We start from the raw sequence: 19,514 nt of genomic DNA on the forward strand, positions 1-19,514 counted from the left end.
AAGGGACCGAAGAGTTCCAGGGAACGCTGGAAGCCGAATAGGGCCTCCAACGACGCTCCGAGATGATGAATCGGCACGTTCTTTTTCACGCGTGCCTTCTCGAAAACCGATGGCGGCAGAACCGCCATCGGCCATGCGTAAATTTTAAAAGCTGGAGGCTGCAATGCTGAAATCTCTCAACAAGACGCTTCTGGGTGCGGCCTTGATCGGCGCATCCTTTGCTCCACATGCTTTCGCCGAAACGACGCTGAACGCGCTTTTCATGGCGCAGGCCGCCTATAGCGAAGCCGATGTGCGCGCCATGACCGACGCCTTCGTCAAGGCGAACCCCGATATCAAGATCAATCTCGAATTCGTCCCCTATGAAGGCCTGCACGATAAGACGGTGCTGGCACAGGGTTCCGGCGGCGGTTACGACGTCGTTCTCTTCGACGTCATCTGGCCGGCCGAATATGCCACCAACAAGGTTCTGGTCGACGTCTCCTCCCGCATCACTGACGAGATGAAGAAGGGCGTGCTACCGGGCGCCTGGACCACCGTGCAATATGAAGGCAAATATTACGGCATGCCGTGGATCCTCGACACCAAATATCTCTTCTACAACAAGGAAATTCTGGAGAAGGCCGGCATCAAAGCCCCGCCGAAGACCTGGGACGAGCTGGCCGAACAGGCAAAGACGATCAAGGACCAGGGCCTGCTTGCCACGCCGATCGCTTGGAGCTGGTCGCAGGCCGAAGCCGCCATCTGCGACTACACCACGCTCGTCAGCGCCTATGGCGGAGATTTCCTGAAGGACGGCAAACCTGCCTTCCAGAGTGGTGGCGGCCTTGACGCCCTGAAATATATGGTGGCCAGCTATACGTCCGGCCTGACCAATCCAAACTCCAAGGAGTTCCTGGAAGAGGACGTCCGCAAGGTCTTCGAAAATGGCGATGCCGCCTTCGCGCTCAACTGGACCTACATGTACAACATGGCCAACGACCCGAAGGACAGCAAGGTCGCGGGCAAGGTCGGCGTCGTGCCGGCCCCGGGGGTAGCCGGCAAGAGCGAGGCTTCGGCCGTCAACGGCTCGATGGGCCTCGGCATCACCTCCGCCAGCCAGCATCCCGACGAGGCCTGGAAATACATCACCTTCATGACCTCGCAGGCGACACAGAACGCTTACGCCAAGCTCAGCCTGCCGATCTGGGCCTCCTCCTACGCGGACCCGGCCGTTACCAAGGGCCAGGAAGAGCTGATCTCGGCCGCGAAGGTCGGCCTTGCCGCCATGTATCCGCGCCCGACGACGCCAAAATATCAGGAGCTTTCGACGGCGCTGCAGCAGGCGATCCAGGAATCGCTGCTTGGCCAGTCGACGCCTGAGGATGCGCTGAAGTCGGCCGCCGAAAACAGCGGCCTCTGAGTCCGGCATAAACCCCGGGCGGCGCCCTGTCGTCGCCCGGCTCCATTCCAATAACCTATGAATGAAAAAGGGTCGCCTCGATGTCGGGCACATGGCTGACAACGCGCGCGTGGCTGTTGATGCTGCCGCTTCTCGTGGTCATGATCTCGGTCATCGGCTGGCCACTGGTCGATACCGTCGGCCTCTCCTTCACCGATGCCAAGCTCGTCGGCACCGCGGGCGATTTCGTCGGTATCGACAACTATGCCAAGATGCTCTTCGGCTCGAATTTCCAGCGCACGCTCGTTACCACCGCATGGTTCGCAATCGTCTCGGTCGCCGCCGAAATGGTGATCGGCGTGCTTGCCGCCCTGCTGCTGAACCAGCAGTTCCGCGGCCGCACCGCGCTGCGCGCCTTGATGATCCTGCCCTGGGCGCTGCCGACCGTCGTCAACGCCACGCTCTGGCGGCTGATCTACAATCCGGAATATGGTGCGCTCAACGCCGCGCTGACGCAGCTTGGTCTGCTCGATGCCTATCGCTCCTGGCTCGGCGAGCCGGGCACGGCGCTCGCTGCCCTCATCGTCGCCGACTGCTGGAAGAACTTCCCGCTGGTAGCGCTGATCGCGCTTGCCGCGCTCCAGGCCGTGCCGCGCGACATCACCGCCGCCTCGCTGGTCGACGGCGCCGGCGCGCTTGCCCGCTTCCGCTTCGTCATCCTGCCCTATCTTGCCGGCCCGCTAATGGTGGCGTTGGTGCTGCGCACGATCGAGGCCTTCAAGGTATTCGACATCATCTGGGTCATGACCCGCGGCGGCCCGGCCAACAGCACCCGCACGCTGTCGATCCTCGTCTATCAGGAAGCCTTCTCATTCCAGCGGGCGGGCTCGGGCGCGTCGCTGGCCTTGATCGTCACGCTGCTGGTGACGCTGCTTGCCGCCGGCTACGCCGCCCTGGTGCGTAAGACCGCCGGGAGTGCCGCCTGATGGAACGCCAGAGCCCGCTCTTTTCCTTTTTCATTCACCTCTCAGCGCTGCTGCTTGCTGCGGTCATCCTGGCGCCGATCCTGTGGCTGTTCATCATGAGCATCTCGCCGGCCGCCGACCTTGCGGCAAAGCCGCTGCGCTGGTGGCCGCAGGCGGCGGATTTCTCGCGTTACCAGGTGCTGCTGTCGACGCTGGAAAACAGCGCCGGCGCCGCCTTCACCTCATCGCTGCGCAACAGCATCGAGGTGGCCGGCATGGCGACGATCGCTGCCATCGCGCTCGCCATACCGGCCGGCTGGGCGGTGTCGCGCACGCCCTCCGTGGGCTGGTCGCTGTCGATGGTGATCGCCACCTATATGCTGCCGCCGGTGGCGCTCGCCGTGCCGCTCTATATGGGTCTCTCCCATCTCGGCATGTTGAACAACGTCTTCGGCCTTGCCCTCGTCTATCTCACCATCCTGGCGCCCTTCACCACCTGGCTGATGAAATCAGGCTTCGATTCCATCCCGCGCGAGATCGAATCCGCCGCTATGATCGATGGCGCCGGCCTGTTCCAGACGCTGAGGATCATCACGCTGCCGCTTGCTGCCCCCGTGGTCGCGACATCGAGCCTCTTTGCCTTCCTGCTCGCTTGGGATGAATTCTTCTATGCGCTGCTCTTCACCTCGGACCAGCGCGCCAAGACGCTGACCGTCGCCATTGCCGACCTCGCCGGCGGCCGCGTTTCCGATTACGGACTGATCGCCACGGCAGGCGTGCTCGCCGCCCTGCCCCCGGTGCTGATTGGTCTCGTCATGCAACGCGCCCTGATCTCGGGGCTCACCAGCGGCGGCGTCAAGGGATGAACATGACTAGAGAAAGCAACCGGCCGTCCGGACTTGCGGCGATCGACCGCGAGATGGCGCATCAGCACTCCGATGCGCTCGCCTCTTATGAAACCGCCGCACCGATGGCGGCAAGAGCCGCCGCCTCGCTGAAGAAGACCGGCCGGCTGCTTCTGCTCGGCATGGGTGGCTCGCATGCCGTCAATCGGGCCGTCGAGCCGCTTTACCGTGCCCTCGGCATCGATGCCGTCGCCCTGCCGCTGTCCGAACAGCTTGGCCAGCCGCTGCCGATCGCCGGCAGGACGATCTTCGTCACCTCGCAATCGGGCGAAAGCGCCGAGGTCGTGCGCTGGTTCAACGAGACCGGCGGCACACCGGACACTTTCGGCCTGACGCTCGAAGGCAGTTCATTCCTCGCCAGAACCGCCGCTTCATTGGTCGGCAGCGGCGGCACCGAGCTCGCCTTCGCCGCCACCCGCAGCCTGACGGTGACCTTCGCCCTGCATCTGGCAATCCTTTCCGCCCTCGGTGAAGATCCCGCGGCGGCGCTTGCCGTCCTCAAGGCGCCCGAAGACCATGACATTGCGGCGGCACTCGCCGCACTCGAAACCGTCTCGACCGTGGTCACCTCGGGCCGCCGCCTGCAAGGTGTCGCCGAGGCATTGGCCCTCGGACTGACGGAGCTTTCGCGCCGCCCCTGCTTTTCTCTCGAAGGCGGCCAGCTGCGCCATGGCCCGATGGAGATGCTGGGGCCGAAGATCGGCGTCGTGCTGTTCCGCGGTCTCGATGAGACCGCCGGCCTCGTCACCGCCATGGCGGTCTCCGCCGTCGAGACCGGTGCGCCTGTCATCCTGTTCGACGCCTCGAGTGAAGCGCCGGTCGCCGGCGCCGTGACAATCCGCTTTGCACCGGCGAGCGGCCTTGCAGCGGTCTTCGCCATGCTGCCGGTCGCCCAGCGGCTGATGATCGCTTTTGCAGAAACCCGCGTGGAGAATGCCGGAACGCCGGTCCGGTCCACCAAGATTACCCGGAGTGAATGAATGCGGCCGCTTGCAGTCATCGGCAATGTCAATGTCGATCTCATCCTTGGACCGGCCGCCCCGTGGCCCAAGGCCGGCACGGAAATCATCGTCGATCATGACGAGTTGCGCGTCGGCGGATCTGCCGGCAACAGTGCGCTCGCCTGGCAGGCGCTCGGCATCGAATTCGAGATCGCCGCCAATATCGGCAACGACCAGTTCGGCCGGTGGCTCGCCGAAGCCTTCGGTCATCGCTCCGCGAACTGGCCGGTGCGCCCTGAGAGAACGACGCTCTCCGTCGGCATCACCCATCCGGACGGCGAACGCACCTTCTTCACGACGACCGGCCACCTGCCGCGCTTCAGCCTTGCCGACGTCTTTGCCGTCATCGACGGCGAAAGGCTCCGGGGCGGCTACGCGCTTCTCTGCGGCGCGTTCCTGACCGACGATCTGGTAAAGGAATATGGCGCTTTCTTCGATTGGGCCGACAGCCATGGCATCACCGTCGCGCTCGACACCGGCTGGCCGCTCGACGGCTGGACGGACGAGAATTGCGCGGCGACACGCGCCTGGCTTTCGCGCAGCCGCATCGCGCTGCTGAACGAGGTCGAGACGACGACGCTTGCCGGTATTGCCGATCCGATTGAGGCTGCCCGTGAGATCCGATTGCATATGCCGGAAGGTGCGGTCGTCGTCGTCAAACGCGGCCCCAGCGGCGCCATCGCAATCGCGCCGGACGACCAACTGGTTTCAGTGGCCGCGCCTGTTGTCGCAGTCGTCGATACCATCGGCGCCGGCGATGTCTTCAATGCCGCCTTCCTCGCGGCGCTGGCAAAGGACGAGCCTTTGATGTCTTGCCTGAGAGCGGGAACCGAAGTCGCCTCGCGCGCCATCTCCACCCTTCCCCGCAGCTATGGCGAGCCATCGCCTCCCCAGGAACCCGTGTCATGAGCGCGCTCGACATTGAAAACATCCGCAAGACCTATGGCGAGGTCGAGACGCTGAAAGGCATCGACATTTCCCTGGAAAGCGGCGAATTCCTCGTGCTGCTCGGTTCCTCGGGCTGCGGCAAGTCAACGCTCTTGAACATCATCGCCGGCCTTGCCGAGGCGACGAGCGGCGACGTCAGGATCGGCGGGCGATCGGTGCTGCGCGTGCATCCGAAGGACCGCGACATCGCCATGGTCTTTCAATCCTATGCGCTCTATCCCAATCTGACGGTGCATAGGAACATCGGCTTCGGCCTGGAAATGCGCAAGGTCCCGACGCCCGAACGCGACAAGGCCGTGCGCGACGCCGCCAAACTCCTGCAGATCGAAAACCTGCTCGATCGCAAGCCGAGCCAGCTCTCCGGCGGCCAGCGGCAACGCGTCGCGATCGGCCGCGCGCTGGTGCGCAAGCCGGAGGTGTTCCTCTTCGACGAGCCGCTTTCCAATTTGGACGCCAAGCTGCGCATGGAAATGCGCACCGAAATCAAGCGGCTGCACCGGATACTGAACACCACTGTGGTCTATGTCACCCATGATCAGATCGAGGCGATGACGCTTGCGAGCCGCATCGCCGTCATGCGCGACGGCCGCATCGAGCAGTTGGGCACGCCGGAAGAGATCTACAACAGTCCGGCGACGCTCTATGTCGCCACCTTCGTCGGCGCGCCGCCGATGAACCTGCTCAAGGTAACCGTCCGGGATAATCGACTGGTGCTCTCTGGTTCCGATGCCAGCCTATCTCTGCCCGTCCGCTTCGGTAAGGCGGCAGCCGATGGCCGCGACCTCATTCTGGGCATCCGCCCCGAGGCGCTTCGCACGGCTGGATCCGGGGCTTCGTTCGAGGCAATCGTGGAGGTTGCGGAGTTGACCGGCCCGGAGCTCGTCGTCACCGCCCTCGCGGGAAACCAGCGGCTGATGGCGTGCCTGCCGCCGCGCACTCAGGTCCGCGACGGCGAAAAACTCGCTCTCTTCGCCGACGAGGAGGCATTGCATCTCTTCGATGCGCAAACCGGTCTCAGTTGCCTCCGCGGGCAATAGTGCGGTCAAACGGTCGCTCGCTCAATTTGCCGCGTCGGCCGGCTTGCGTTGGTAGACGTGGATATAGTCGACGAGCAGGATGGAAGGGTTCGGCGTTTCATCGATCGGCCAACCCGAGCCGAGCGCCAGGTTCACCAGCGGATAGAACGGCATATGGAACTCCTTCGGCGTGTCGAAGCTCCACAGGTAATAGCGATCCAGATAGAAGGTCGTCTTGTCGGCCTGGATATCGACGCCGTAGGTATGATATTCGCTGTTCAGAATTCCATCCTGAACCGTTTTCCAGTAGCCACCATTGGAATTCTCACCGCCATGGGCCTGGCGCCAGATATGAAAGCCCATGCTGAACTCGTACGGCGCGCGCCCATAATATTCCAGCACGTCGATCTCGGCGGTGTATTTCGACCGGTCGAGCCCGATGAGCCAGAAGGCCGGCCACACACCTTTGCCCGGCGGCAGCTTCATCCGCGCTTCGAAATAGCCGAACTGCTGCGAAAAGCCTTCGCCTTTCGGATTGACCGCCGAGAGCAGGCCTGATCGCCAGGTTCCATCCTCGCCCTTGCGCGCCTCGATCTTCAGGATTCCCTGATCAGTCGTGAACGGAAAGCCGGGAGCCGGATCGGTAAAGCGGGCGTCGCCGAAATCGCCGTTCCAGGGCGTGTGAGCGATCCAGCGGGAGCTTTTCTCCCCCCATGTCGAGACGTCGAGGGTGTCGAAATTTTCCTCGAACGTCAGCTGATACGCATTCATATTGATCGGCTCCTGGGCCACGCTCGGCTCGCCGGGCAAAGCTCCCAGACCAAGAACGACGAGCAGACCCAAAGTCTTAGAAGATACCTTGTAACGCATTCTGATTCTCCGAAAAGGCCAAACCCGATCGCTGGACTTCACCTCTCGCCATCATGAGGTGAGAACTCCGTTTCGCCGCGGTGTCAGCCTTTGCACGACGATCGTCTCGATACCGTCTGGGCGTCCGACGATCTGCCACAGCAGCAGGGCCAAGGCCCAGAAAATCGACGCAGCCGCGGCGCCGCAGACCGCCAGGCTGGCGATCAGGTTGAAGCTGGCAGGCATGGCGGCGAGCATCGGCTGCACCCAGAGCAGGAAAGCGATCATCGGCACGCTCGCGGCCAGCGGCCGACAGAAGGCGTTCAGCTGCGCGACAAAACTCGCACCGATCAGCCGCCGGGTGATGACGAGCGACGCGGCATAGGCGACAAGTACGGCGATGATCCGAGCACCGAGCGCACCAGGGACCTGGAAATAGGCGATGCCCAGGATGGTGACCGGCACCCTGACGACGAATTCCGCAAACATTCTGAGGGCGAGGGAACGGGTGTTGTCCAGCACCATCGCCAATGCCGGCATGATATTCGTGGGAAGACCGAGCAGGCTGACAACGCAGAGCCATTGCAGGATCGGCGCGGCAGATAGCCATTTCTCGCCGACGAGGACGCGCACGGTCGGCTCGGCGAGCATGGCGAGAGCGATCAGAACGGGGGCCGCGACGAAGGTGATGGCGCTGGTCGCCTTCAGGTAGGCAGCGACCAGATTGCGGCGGTCTTCGACGGTGGAGAATCCGGCCATCAGCGGACGCAGCAACGGCCCGACGAAAGTTTGATACGGAATTCCGGCAATGTTGTCGGCGACGCTGAAGCCCCCGAATGTCGACAGGCCGGTAAAACGCGGCAAGAGCAGCCGGTCCAGCTGCCAGTTGATCGAATTCAGCACCTGCGACACGGTGTTCCAGCTGATCATGTCCTGAAAATGCTTCCATTCGGAAAGGCTGAATGCCGGCCGCATCGGGGCAAAGACATAGGAGGTGATCATCGCCGCGGTCGGGCCCGAAACCGCTCCGACTGCCAGCCCCCAATAGCTGCCCGTTGCCACGGCCACACCAACACCGGACAGCAATGTCGATGCCTTGGTGATGAGATCGAGCGCGAACTCGCGTTTGAAATCGAATTGCTGCATGAAGAGCACCATGCGCGGACTGATCATGCTGCGCATGGCAGGCGCGATCGAGAGAACGGCGACGAGGGCAAAGAGCCGGGAATCGCCGTAGATCAGCGCCATGGGCCAGGAGAGGACGATCATCAGCAGGCTTATGGCCGCCCCTCGAAGCAGGCTGAGAGTGAAAGCCGTGGCAAACATCTCTTTGGAAGGCAACGGTTGTCGCATCAGGGCCTGCGTCAACGGCAGATCCAGAATCGTCTCGACGATGACGAGAACCGACGTTGCGATGGCGACCAGGCCAAAATCCGCAGGGCTCAAAAGCCTCGCCAGAATAAGCAGGCTGACAAAATCGAGCAGCCGGGCGAGGAATTTTCCACTGACCGTCCAGATACTTGCCGTCGCCGTTTTCCGAGATACGCTTGACATGATCTGCTATCTGTTCCTCGTCGACGGATTGAGACGGTTTCGGTCGCGGCGGCAATGAGGCAGCTCTGTTCGGTGGCCCTCAGCCCGGCCTCTTTCTGAATACCTCGGCGGATCGATCGCCACGACTGGAAAGCTCTTGCTCGATGAGATTGGCCAGACGATCGCGGAACACGGCTGAGGAGAATTTCAGCGCGTGCGCGCGGATTGCATGCGGATCGACATCGTCCTCGACCTCTTCGAACGCCGCCATCGTCTCTAGCAGGGCTTCCGTCGTCTGTTCGGCGAAGCGGAAGCCGACCTGCGGCGAGGAAACGGTTTCCCTGGCGCCGCCGGCGTCGAAAGCGAGAACCGGACGGCCCGATGCCATGGCTTCCACCGGCAGGATGCCGAAATCCTCCGTGCCCGGAAACAGCAGGGCACGGCATCGCGACAGGTGGTCGCGCAGCACGTTGAAGGGCTGGTGGCCAAGAAATTGGACGGTCGGCCCGGCGATCGACTTCAGATAGGGCAGCTGTTCCCCCTCGCCGATTACGACGAGTTTGCGGCCGGCCTCGGTGCAGGCGCGGACTGCAATATCCGGCCGCTTGTAGGTCGTCAGCTGTCCGGCATAGAGATAAAATTCGCCTTTACCCTTCCCCACCGCAAAGTCATCGGTCGCAACGGGTGGGTGGATGACGACGGATTCCCGGTCATAGAAGCGGCGGATGCGGCTTGCGACGTAGTCGGAATTGGCGATGAAGGTATCGACGCGCGAAGCTGTCGTCACATCCCAGGCGCGCAGCATGGGCGCGGTGATCGACATCAGAGCGCGGCCGATCCAGGGCAGGCCATGGCGATAGACATGGAACTGGTCCCAGATATAGCGCATGGGCGAATGGCAATAGCAGACATGCAATGCATCGGCGCGCGTGATGATGCCTTTGGCCGGCCCGGATTCGCTCGACAGCACGAGATCGTAATCCTGCAGATCGAACTGCTCGAGCGCGAAGGGCATCAGTGGCAGCATCTTGGTGTAATGCCGCTGCGCCCCGGGAATCTTCTGTAGAAAGGAGGTGCGGATATTCCGCGTCTTTAGAAAATCGCTGATCCGGTCCCGGTTGCAGACGAGCGTAAAGATGTCTGCCTGAGGAAACATGCGGCACAATTCTTCGACGACCTTCTCGCCGCCGCGCATTGAGACGAGCCAGTAATGGACGATAGCGACACGCAGTTGCCCGGTTTCCCTGGCGCTTTCCGCCTCGGCCACGCGCCTTTTCGACATCACTGGCGCATCGCCGAGAAATGCCCTTGCGTCGGAAAGAGAGGTTGTTGCTTTCAAGGTCAAAGGAATACTCCTTGTGTCGCCACAGCGTCTGTCAGCTCGGTAACCGCATTCGTCGAAAGCAGGCTGCAATATTCGGCAAGGAGCGCGTCGCGCCATTGCTCATGCGTCGAGGCGAGATGCGGCGATAGCCGGAAGGCCCTCTCGCTCATGGCGCGGATTTCATGCGTCGGCATTTGGCTGAAGCGCATCACGGCATCGGCAAAGACGATTTCATCGGCCGTGTCGCATGCAAATGCCATACCGGCCTGCTCCATTTCTTCGGCAAGAAAGGCGCTGCGCGACATGATAACGGGCAGGCCGCTCCTCGCCGCTTCGATCGCCACGAGGCCGAAGGGTTCGGGATAACGCGAGGGCATCAACAAGGCCCGCGCCCCGCGGATCGTGGTGCCGATCTCTGCATGCGACTGCCAGCCGACGGCCCTGACGTGATCGCCGGAAGCCTCAACCAAACCCCTCAGCGGCCCGTCCCCGATCACGCAGAGCCTGGCACTCGCCCTTCGCGTTGCGGCCACGGCGTCCTCCACACCCTTTTCCTCATCGAGCCGGCCGATAAAGACGAACTCGTCGTTCGCCTCCGCCTGGATGCGCTGTTTCGACAAGGGGGCGACAGGATTGCGGATCGTCGTCAGCCGTTCGGGCCGATAGCCGGCGCCGACGAGAAAGCTCGCCATCTTTTCATGCAGCAGGATGATCCGGCCGAAATCGGCCCGCGCCTTCAACAGCCTGAGGATATTCGAGCCGCGGGCGACTCGCCACAATTTGTGCGAATAACTGCGCTTGTCGCAAGCCGTCGTGATGCAGCCGGCGCCGAGCGGACGCCGAAAGCAGATCTCTTGCGCCTGGTAATTGAAGAAGGCGCCGTTGGGACAGGCGGTGAAGAAGTCATGGGCGTGAACCACACACCGTCCCGCGACCGGGGCCAGTGCCCGGAAGAGCGCCGGAGAAAGTATCTGATGCCAGCCATGGACGTGATAGACGGTATTCGCCGTATCTTCTGCAGCAATCCAGTTGGCAACCATTCGCGTGGCCGCCCCATTGTGAATGCCGGTCACGAAAGCCTTCGCGCGTTCGGCGCTCAGCAGATCGCGGCTGCTCAATCCAACCGTGGAGACACCGAGCGCAGCAAGCTCCGCATTGGCCCCGTCATCCCCACAAATGTAAGTCACTGGGATATCCAGGCCTCGAAAAAGTTTGGCTGACAGGACCGCCAACCCTGTTGCCCCGCCCCTGGCCACCGAGTAGTCGTCGATGACGACCACACGATCGATCCTTTGCGTGCCGCCGCCGGGAAAGCGGCTGACATTTGCGGCGGATTCGTTGGCCTCGGAAAGCGACGGGTGCATCACTTCACCGAAAACGCGCCATTCGCACAGGCCTCAAGCGCCTTGCGATTGAGAATTCTGATCTTGCCCTGCCCTCCGTCGATGATCTTGCATTCGCGCAGACGCCGCAGGCATTGATTGACCTTCTCGCGGGACGCCGGCAGTGTCGCGGCTAGATCATTTTGCGAGATGATCACTTCGTCGCCACTATTTGCCGCATCCTTTCCGTAAACAGCCGAGAGCCGCAGAAGCGTGCTCGCCAGTCTTGCCTGCAGGGTCGATGCCGCATTGGCAATGATCCTATGTTCAAGCTCTGAAATACGCGCCAAGGCCCTCGAGAAGACCTTTTCGCGGAAGCAGGGATCGCTCGCATACATGTCGCGCAGCAGCCGTCCCTCGAAGAAATGCAGCTCGCAGTTGGAACCGGCTCTGTATTCGAGGCTCAATGTCTGTCTGCGCAGGACTTCGAGTTCGCCGATCAGACCCGATTTCGGAATAATTTCGATGATGAATTCCCTGCCGTCAGGCAGCATCGTGCTCGCACTGACCAATCCGGAATGCACGCGAGCGAACATATCCACAAGGACGCCGGCGCCGGCAATCACCTCGCCGCGACGGAAACGCCGTACGCTCGAGCGGCATGAAAGAAATTCATCATCGATAACGATGCGGCTGTTGAGACGAATGCCGCCATTGGCCGAAATCGCGGCCTTGCCGATGCCGCCTCTGCGATCTGATGCATGCGTGATCCCGTCCATGCACTCCACTCCAGTACGAGAATGACCTCAATAAATGCTGCACTGCACCAATTATCTTGGATTAGGACGTTAGTCAAATAACATCAGCAAAACGGGGCAAAAATTCAAGTCTATATCAAATTAAATTCTCGAACCCCTAAAAATTCTTAGCGAGAATATCAAAACTTCATCGTCATAACCAGTATACATGCACATACATAGACTACATGGATCAAAAATAATCAACATTTTTAAAGCAATATCAAAACTGTCACATCGAATATTAGAGAATAATCATCTTACAAAACCACTTAAAAGAATTGATGACACAGGCACGACATCGGAAATCTCTTATTCAGCGTGGTAGCATAAAGAATTAATTAAGAATTATGACCTTGGTAACAGACAATCAGGGTGCGGCGCAGCAAGGTTTGAATGGTTCTTGACGGCAATGTTTTGGAGACCGCGATGACATGGGAAGCACATAGTTTTGAGACCTGGTCGCGCCTCGGACGGACTGCGAACGGCGGCGAATTACGCAAGTCCCGGCCTCGCTCAGTGGGCAGGTCGTCGAAGCGTGCTATCGATCTTATTGTCGCGATCACCGCGCTGATCCTGCTCTCGCCGCTTCTGTTGGCCGTGGCGATGATCGTGAAACTGTCCGACCGCGGCCCTGTCTTTTATTCCCATACACGCATTGGCTTCGGGGGAGCGCCGTTCGGATGCATCAAGTTCCGGACGATGAAAACCGATGCGAGCGCTCAGCTTGCCGAACTGCTGCAAAACAACCCGGCTGCCCGCAGCGAATGGGAAGCAACGCGCAAGTTGAAGGACGATCCGAGGATTACCGCAGTCGGTGATATCCTCAGGCGGTCGAGCATCGATGAGCTGCCCCAGCTGATCAATATCGTGCGCGGCGAAATGAGCCTCGTCGGACCCCGGCCGGTTACGGCCGAGGAATTGCCGCGCTACGGTGAACACATGTGGGCCTATATGTCGGTCCGCCCGGGACTGACCGGTCAATGGCAGACCAGCGGGCGCAACGACGTCAGCTACGAGTACAGGGTTTCCCTCGACGTCCACTATCTCAACAGTTGGTCGCTCGCCCGAGACTTCATCATCATCGCCAAGACCATTCCTGCCTTGTTTTCGCAGCGCGGATCGTACTGAGCCTTCAGGGGAGGCCGCCGACCATGCCCGAGATCGGGAGATGCGCTTCTCCACCGTCCCCTCGAAGCTGCCATTACCTGGTTATTCCTTGATTTCCCATTCCGGATTAGGACGACATGACCTCCAGCACGATCTTCAGCGGTGTCTCTCCCATATCCCTGCCTGCAACAGCCACAGGCGGCAGTAATTCGCCGTTGACCCTGCGGGACATGCTCTTCTTCTTGAGAATGCGCTGGCATTGGATCGTCGTAACCACCATCGCCTGCCTGGCGATCGCCGGAACCTATCTGCTAGCGGCCGAACCGACCTTCGTTGCCAGCACACAGCTCGTGATTTTCCCCCAGGTGAGTGGCTCTGAACCACAGAGGGCTTTCGCCGAAGATGCATTCATCGAAGGACAGCTGGAAATCGCCAGATCGACCGATGTCGTCGGCGGAACGGTGGCGGCGCTCGACCTCATCCATGATCTGGAGTTTGTCGATCAGACGCCTTCGCTGCAGGACAGAGCGAAGAATTGGCTGATGGGGTTTTCCCCACAATCGGATAAACCATCGCAGAACGCGGCGGGCAAGGGATCAGGGGAAGCGCAACAGCAGACGGAGGAGGAGCGGCTCCGTGACTGGGCAACGGCCAAATTGCTGAACAAGGTGGGCATCCGCCGGATCGGAAACTCGACGATCGTCGAGATATCGGCTGCGGCGTCAACTCCGCAGAAGGCCGTCGACATCGCCGACACGCTCGCCAGGCAATATATCCAGAAGAATATCGCGATGAAGGCCAACGCCGCCCGCCAATATAGCGACTGGCTGGCGAAATTCATGGCCGAGCAACAGCGAGGGCTGGCCGAGGCCGCCAGCGCCCTGGCCAGCTTCACGAGCAATCCGCGCGACCAGTTCAAACTAGCCGAGCTGCAGAGCGCGACAGATGCCCGCCGCACTCTTTATGAAAACACCTTGAACCAGTTGACCGAGGCAAAGCAGCGCATCACCTACCCGATGTCCGATGCCACCATCGTCTCGCGAGCCACACTGCCTCTTTCGAAGGCGAGACCGCGTAGCACGCTGATCGCTGCCTTTGCGGCCGCCCTCGGCCTTGGCACGGGTTTCGCACTCGCGATGATAAGACATGCCAGCGACCGCCGGCTCGTCCGCCCGCATCAGATCGCTGAAACCTGTGATCTGCCCTTCGTGACTGTACTGACGACTTCAAAAAGGACACGTAACGGCCACCCCACGCCATTGCTCGCCGCCGGCACCAACTGCCCTACCGTCGATTATCCGGTTATTCCAGGCATGATGGAACTGAGCGCAACGGTCGTCGGCCTTCGGCGCAAACGCCGGATCGTCATCGGAGTGGTCGGCGTCAGTCCCGGCAGCGGCGCATCGACCATCGCAAGTGAACTTGCGGTGCTGTCGTCGGTGTCCGGAGCGACGACACTTCTGATTGATGCGGCCGCGCAGAGGCCATGGCTCAGCGAGGCGATCGCGCCCCATAGCTCCAGCGGCCTCGTGGACGTCCTCGACAATAGCGAACTGATTCGGACAGCGGCCCTGTCCCTCACCCCGACGCTGAAATTCCTTCCACTCGGTGAGGTCGACACCGTGACGCCGGCAATTCGCCTGAGTTCGCGCCGCACGCAATTGAGCTTCGCCGAGCTGAAAAAGGAGTTCGACTCCATATTCGTCGACATTTCCGCATTCTCCGCTTCGCCGGATGCCAATGCCATCGCGCCGGAGCTTGACGGAGTTCTGGTGGTCGCCTCGCACGGACGCACCTCGATCGATGAGGCCACCCGTGTTATCGAGACGATGCGCAATGTCGGCGCGGAGATCCTTGGCGCTGTCATCAACCACGCTCCGGCGAGCATGCAGTCATGAGCGCGCATTCGGCAAAAGCGGCCATACCGGACGGCCTGAGCGGACCGGCGTCTGTTTCTTGCGACGCGGAGGCGATGGCGCGACGCGCGGGCCAGCCGTTGCGGCTCGCCATCGGAATTGCCTCGGCGGGCCGCCCTTCGATCCTGCTGGAAACGGTCAACTATCTCGCCCGCCTGCCGGACCAGCCGCAGCGGCTAATCGTCTGCGTACCGGGCATCGACGATGCCGCCGGGCTTGCCGGCCGCGCCGACGTGGAAGTCATTGTCGGCAGCCGTGGCCTCACTTCCCAGCGCAACAGCATCATCCGGGCGACCGCGGCCGATACGGATGTTCTGATCTTCCTGGACGACGATTTCATTCCCGCCACAACCTTCCTGTCGCGAATGGAAGCCGTTTTTGCAGCAAAACCCGACGTCGTGATCGCCACCGGCGAGGTCCTGGCCGATGGCGTCCTCGTTGGGGGACTCGAAATGTCGAAAGCCCTGGAGGCTCTTCAAACCGCCGGCGAAGGGTGCGAGCGGATCGCGGATGTCTATAATGCCTACGGATGCAATATGGCGGTTCGCCTTGCCCCCGTTCTCCAACACGCACTGACCTTTGACGAGCAACTGCCGCTCTATGGCTGGCTTGAGGATGTGGATTTCAGCAGGTCCATCGCCCACTACGGCAGATGTGTGCACGTGGAAGGGGCCCGTGGGGTGCATCTCGGCGTCAGATCCGGGCGACAGCCCGGCCGAAGACTTGGCTACTCGCAGGTCGCAAATCCTGCCTACCTGATCCGGAAGGGCACGATGTCGAAGAGCCGGGCGATAGCGCAGATCGGCCGCAACATCCTAGCGAACGCATCGGGCATGTTGTTCAACCATCGCCTGGTCGACCGATGGGGCCGTTTGAAAGGCAATTTGCTGGCGCTCGCCGATCTTCTTGCCGGCCGCGCCGCACCGTCCCGCATTCTCGAATTCGGCAATCCGCCGTCCCGCGCAATGGGGTCGCCGCCGACCGCACCGAAACGGAGATAGATCAATGCAGTCCACAGTCTTGCCCGATCGCATTATCTCCGCGGCCCTTGCCTTGCTGATTTTCTGCTGTCTGACCGGCTGGAGCGTTGCCCGCGCGCAAACCTTCACCCTCGTGCCGGAAGACAAGGTAAGACTGCGCGTCGTCGAATGGCGTTCAGCCGATTCCCGCTATGCCAGCTGGGAAGCTCTCGATGGCGTCTACACGATCGACGATAATGGCGACTTGTCGATTCCGATCGCTGGCCATGTACAGGCGTCCGGAAAGACAACCGAAGAACTTGCCGACGCCATCGCCAGCGCGCTCGCTGAAAAGACGGAACTTCCTGGCAAACCATACATTGCCCTGGAGATTGCGGAGCATGCGCCGATCTTTGTGACCGGCACCGTTCAAACCCCGGGACGCTATCCTTTTGAACCGCGACTGACTGTCATGAAGGCGATCAGCATCGCTGGGGGCTTTCTGCGGGAACGCGAGGACAACACCTACTTCAACCGCGACCGGATTCAAGCAGCCGGGGCCTACCGAACCGCCGTCCTCAATCGGCGCGATCTGCTGATGCGGCAGGCGCGGCTGCGCGCCGAGATCGCCGGCGAACAGAGCTTCGAGATCCCCGCCGAACTCGTGGGAACGCCTGACGTCGATAAGCTGAAAGCACAGGAATTGAACCTGATGCGGCTGCGTCGCGTCGATATCGACAGCCAGATCGAAGCGGCGAATGACCTCACCCGCCTCTATGGCCAGCAGGTCGAGTCGCTCGAGGCCAAGATCAGCTCGCAAAAGCGGCAGATTGACCTTGCCCAAAAGGAACTGGACAATGTCAACAGTCTGGTGAGCAAAGGGTTGGTCAGCAATTCCCGCCAGGTCTCTGTCGACCGCTGGGTTGCGGATGCACAAGGCACCCTGATCGATCTCGAAGTTGCCCTGACCACGGCTCGCCAAGGCCTCAGTGAAGCCGAACGTTCCAAGATCAATATCGTCAACAGGCAGAACAGCGAAAACCAGGAGCTGCTGAACCAGGTCAATCTTGCGATCGGCAGGGCCGCAATAGATATCCAGGTGGCTCAGCTCCTCGGCGAACAGGCCGGCTACGACGCTCAACTTGCTCAGATGAACATGGAGGAGCCGGGTGTTGGCAGAGCGCAGAAGAACTACAGGATTGTGCGCCGCAACAATGACGGAAGCACCAGCAACATCGTCGCCGACGAGCAAACCGCATTGCTGCCGCATGATCTCGTCGAGGTCGGTTTGGACACCAGTCTTCAGACACCGATTTCGCCGCGGCAGCCCGCACTCCAGACTCAGAGCTCGGCACCCCCGTCGTCTGACGTGGCAGGGGATGATCGCGCGGGCCGCGGCTGGATGTCCCCGACGGGCTCGAACTAGGAGGCGATGATGATCAGCGACGACAGCTGGCGACTTTGGCCCCGGCCCTCATTTCGGCTCGCGAACGCCCGCATTTGGCCAAAGCGCTGTTTCGGCTGCTTGCTCAGGTCAGGATTGGACTCATGGCAATAGAGCCGCTCGGTTTCATCGTTCTCCTGCTTGGCCTGCTCGCCATGGTCCACGGCGCGCGTTTTGCAGTCACGACCCTTTGCCTGTTGACGCTGCTGGGAGCCGCGGCGGCTCTCCAATTGCCCGCGCTCGGCGGCAGCAGTATCCAGCCAAGCCATCTTCTGCTGCTGTTTGTCGTCGCCGCCGTCCTCGTGCGCCCTGTCCAGACGCAAGCGGCGCTGGCCAGCATCGCCTATCCAAGTCCCGGCTTTTGGTTTGCCGCCTATGTCCTGTTTTCCGTAGTGTCGTCCTTTTTCCTGCCGCGCATTTTTGCGGGCGCGACACTCGTGTACTCCTCTGCCAGAGATGCGACGGGCATGATGTCGACGGTGGCCGCCCCCTTGTCGCCAGGTTCATCCAACCTTAGCCAATCTGCCTATCTGCTCGGCGATCTCGCCTGCTTTGCCGTGGTCTCGGGACTTGCGAGGCTCGGATATGCACGCTTCATCGCACAGCAGTTGATCGTCGCGTCAATCGCATGTTTTGCTTTTGCCTTGCTTGACATCGGAACGTTTTTGACCGGCCAGTCCTACCTCCTCAATGTCATCAGAAACGCGAATTATACCATGCACACGGCCGAGACGATCAGCGGTTTCAAACGCATCGTCGGCGCCTTTCCCGAAGCGAGCATATACGGGACGGTCGCACTGGCCTACTTTTCATTCACTCTTCTGCTCTGGCTGGAGCATGTCCGCAGCCGCATGGCCGGCATGGCAACGCTTTTCATCGGCCCCACGATCCTGCTCTGCACGTCGACAACCGCCTATATCGCCGGGCTCTTCGTTGTCTGCATGCTCGTGCTTTTCTGCTTCAAACGTATGATTGCCGGGTCGGCTAAGAGCTCGCATATGACTTTCCTGGCGATAACCCTCTTCTTGGTCCCTTGCGCCATCGTCGCTCTCAGCCTTGTTCCTGATGCGTGGGATTCCATCACCAGCCTGGTTAACACCACCGTCTCGGACAAACTGCAATCGCAATCCGGCGAAGAGCGCACCGCCTGGAACACGCTGGCACTGATAGCATTCGTCGATACCGCCACCTTCGGCGCCGGGCTAGGAACGGTTCGAGCTTCGAGCTTTATCGCCGCATTGCTGTCAAACGTCGGGTTGACCGGCACGCTTCTCTTCGTCACCTTTCTGTACAGCCTTATTAGAGCCCCCGGTCGACATGCCTCGGGCGATCGGGAGACGCATGCGATCGGAAATGCTGCCATTGCGGCGTCGATCTCACAGATCGCCTCTGCGGCGATTTCAGGAAGCGGCACCGATCTCGGCCTGCTGTTCAGTACCACGGCGGGTTTGGCTGCCGGTTGCCTGGCCGCTCCCTATGTCTCGCAGTATCGAGTGACCCGATCTGTCGCAAATCGGCATCGACCGGAGGCATCGGCATCTCTGAGGAGAGCACGGGTGTTGGCAGCGTGATGACCCCAGCCGCGAATTTCGTTCAAGGTCAAAAGCCGCTCGCGCCGCATCCGTCAGGAAATACCGGCGTTGAAACGCGGGAGGAACGCGGTTCCGCCCCGTCCTCGGAAGGACGCGTGGCCGGTCCCGTTTCAACATCAGCCCTGCTGGCGCTCGCTGGTGGGTGCGATGCTATCGGTGGCGGAATTGCTTTGCCGCAGCCTGGCGCTACGCCGCGCAAAACCCGACAGGAAGACGCCGGCGAGATAGCCGATCTCCATGAGCACGAGGAGAGCGAGACCGGAAGCGATCGCTGCGATCAGCGAGGAGCCGTCGGCGAATGCCACGCTGCTGAAGCCGATTGCCACAAGAATTGCGAAAATCGCGAAGGCCCAGGCGCGGATCGAAGCGCCGGCGGCTATCGAAATCACGGCCGCCACCAGGGTGGTGATCAGCATGGCCATCTTCCTTCCCTCTGCATTTCGACAAGGACC

18 protein-coding genes are annotated in these 19,514 nt (G+C 61.2%); 11 read left to right on the forward strand and 7 right to left on the reverse strand.

Annotation, left to right across the window (positions count from 1 at the left end):
* The first annotated feature begins 163 nt into the window (after positions 1-163).
* The 6 genes from RHE_RS17255 to RHE_RS17280 all read left to right on the forward strand — a co-directional run bounded on the left by RHE_RS17255 (position 164) and on the right by RHE_RS17280 (position 6,237).
* Positions 164-1,402 (forward strand): extracellular solute-binding protein, encoded by a 1,239-nt coding sequence (locus RHE_RS17255; RefSeq protein WP_011426606.1) that lies wholly within the window; start codon positions 164-166, stop codon positions 1,400-1,402.
* A gap of 80 nt (positions 1,403-1,482) precedes the next feature.
* Positions 1,483-2,367, forward strand: coding sequence for a carbohydrate ABC transporter permease (locus RHE_RS17260; RefSeq protein ID WP_011426607.1), 885 nt, complete (start codon positions 1,483-1,485; stop codon positions 2,365-2,367).
* Positions 2,367-3,212 carry a carbohydrate ABC transporter permease gene (locus tag RHE_RS17265; RefSeq protein WP_011426608.1) on the forward strand — a complete coding sequence of 282 codons (846 nt, stop codon included), beginning with the start codon at positions 2,367-2,369 and terminating at the stop codon, positions 3,210-3,212. The genes RHE_RS17260 and RHE_RS17265 overlap by 1 nt, the downstream gene beginning before the upstream one ends.
* On the forward strand, positions 3,209-4,231 hold the full coding sequence (locus tag RHE_RS17270; RefSeq protein WP_011426609.1) for an SIS domain-containing protein: 1,023 nt from the start codon (positions 3,209-3,211) through the stop codon (positions 4,229-4,231). Before RHE_RS17265 ends, RHE_RS17270 begins: the two co-directional genes overlap by 4 nt.
* Positions 4,232-5,161 (forward strand): PfkB family carbohydrate kinase, encoded by a 930-nt coding sequence (locus RHE_RS17275; RefSeq protein ID WP_011426610.1) that lies wholly within the window; start codon positions 4,232-4,234, stop codon positions 5,159-5,161. It abuts the gene before it with no gap.
* Positions 5,158-6,237 carry an ABC transporter ATP-binding protein gene (locus RHE_RS17280; RefSeq protein WP_011426611.1) on the forward strand — a complete coding sequence of 360 codons (1,080 nt, stop codon included), beginning with the start codon at positions 5,158-5,160 and terminating at the stop codon, positions 6,235-6,237. Before RHE_RS17275 ends, RHE_RS17280 begins: the two co-directional genes overlap by 4 nt.
* A gap of 21 nt (positions 6,238-6,258) precedes the next feature.
* On the opposite strand, the gene RHE_RS17285 is transcribed toward RHE_RS17280, so the two are convergent.
* The 5 genes from RHE_RS17285 to RHE_RS17305 all read right to left on the reverse strand — a co-directional run bounded on the left by RHE_RS17285 (position 6,259) and on the right by RHE_RS17305 (position 12,023).
* Positions 6,259-7,086: a glycoside hydrolase family 16 protein gene (locus RHE_RS17285; RefSeq protein WP_020922138.1), complete on the reverse strand. Its 828-nt coding sequence runs from the start codon at positions 7,084-7,086 to the stop codon at positions 6,259-6,261.
* A 51-nt stretch (positions 7,087-7,137) separates the two neighbouring features.
* The gene (locus RHE_RS17290; protein ID WP_011426613.1) at positions 7,138-8,619 is read right to left on the reverse strand and encodes a lipopolysaccharide biosynthesis protein; all 1,482 of its coding nucleotides are present in this window, start codon (positions 8,617-8,619) and stop codon (positions 7,138-7,140) included.
* A gap of 79 nt (positions 8,620-8,698) precedes the next feature.
* The gene (locus RHE_RS17295; protein ID WP_020922140.1) at positions 8,699-9,943 is read right to left on the reverse strand and encodes a glycosyltransferase family 4 protein; all 1,245 of its coding nucleotides are present in this window, start codon (positions 9,941-9,943) and stop codon (positions 8,699-8,701) included.
* Complete coding sequence (locus RHE_RS17300; RefSeq protein WP_011426615.1) at positions 9,940-11,286, reverse strand: glycosyltransferase family 4 protein; 1,347 nt, start codon at positions 11,284-11,286, stop codon at positions 9,940-9,942. The genes RHE_RS17295 and RHE_RS17300 overlap by 4 nt, the downstream gene beginning before the upstream one ends.
* Complete coding sequence (locus RHE_RS17305) at positions 11,286-12,023, reverse strand: Crp/Fnr family transcriptional regulator (RefSeq protein WP_011426616.1); 738 nt, start codon at positions 12,021-12,023, stop codon at positions 11,286-11,288. Before RHE_RS17305 ends, RHE_RS17300 begins: the two co-directional genes overlap by 1 nt.
* A 447-nt stretch (positions 12,024-12,470) precedes the next feature.
* Here RHE_RS17305 and RHE_RS17310 point away from each other — a divergent pair, with 447 nt between their 5' ends.
* The 4 genes from RHE_RS17310 to RHE_RS17325 all read left to right on the forward strand — a co-directional run bounded on the left by RHE_RS17310 (position 12,471) and on the right by RHE_RS17325 (position 17,452).
* Entirely contained in the window at positions 12,471-13,172 is a 702-nt protein-coding gene (locus RHE_RS17310) for a sugar transferase (RefSeq protein ID WP_011426617.1), read from the forward strand.
* Between the two features lie 227 nt (positions 13,173-13,399).
* Positions 13,400-15,049 (forward strand): tyrosine-protein kinase domain-containing protein, encoded by a 1,650-nt coding sequence (locus tag RHE_RS17315; protein ID WP_244425795.1) that lies wholly within the window; start codon positions 13,400-13,402, stop codon positions 15,047-15,049.
* Entirely contained in the window at positions 15,046-16,068 is a 1,023-nt protein-coding gene (locus tag RHE_RS17320; RefSeq protein ID WP_011426619.1) for a glycosyltransferase family 2 protein, read from the forward strand. The genes RHE_RS17315 and RHE_RS17320 overlap by 4 nt, the downstream gene beginning before the upstream one ends.
* A 4-nt stretch (positions 16,069-16,072) precedes the next feature.
* Positions 16,073-17,452 carry a polysaccharide biosynthesis/export family protein gene (locus RHE_RS17325; RefSeq protein ID WP_011426620.1) on the forward strand — a complete coding sequence of 460 codons (1,380 nt, stop codon included), beginning with the start codon at positions 16,073-16,075 and terminating at the stop codon, positions 17,450-17,452.
* Here the strand turns inward: RHE_RS17325 and RHE_RS34380 are convergent.
* Positions 17,449-17,739: a hypothetical protein gene (locus tag RHE_RS34380; RefSeq protein WP_244425801.1), complete on the reverse strand. Its 291-nt coding sequence runs from the start codon at positions 17,737-17,739 to the stop codon at positions 17,449-17,451. The genes RHE_RS17325 and RHE_RS34380 overlap by 4 nt on opposite strands.
* Here RHE_RS34380 and RHE_RS17330 point away from each other — a divergent pair.
* The gene (locus tag RHE_RS17330) at positions 17,626-19,041 is read left to right on the forward strand and encodes a hypothetical protein (protein ID WP_244425796.1); all 1,416 of its coding nucleotides are present in this window, start codon (positions 17,626-17,628) and stop codon (positions 19,039-19,041) included. The two genes, RHE_RS34380 and RHE_RS17330, sit on opposite strands and share 114 nt — an antisense overlap.
* Before the next feature lie 137 nt (positions 19,042-19,178).
* Here the strand turns inward: RHE_RS17330 and RHE_RS17335 are convergent, their stop codons facing one another.
* Positions 19,179-19,478 (reverse strand): hypothetical protein, encoded by a 300-nt coding sequence (locus RHE_RS17335; RefSeq protein WP_042119320.1) that lies wholly within the window; start codon positions 19,476-19,478, stop codon positions 19,179-19,181.
* Positions 19,479-19,514 lie beyond the last annotated feature (36 nt).

Origin of the sequence: Rhizobium etli CFN 42, assembly GCF_000092045.1 — a bacterium.
GTDB classification, from domain to species: Bacteria; Pseudomonadota; Alphaproteobacteria; order Rhizobiales; family Rhizobiaceae; genus Rhizobium; species Rhizobium etli.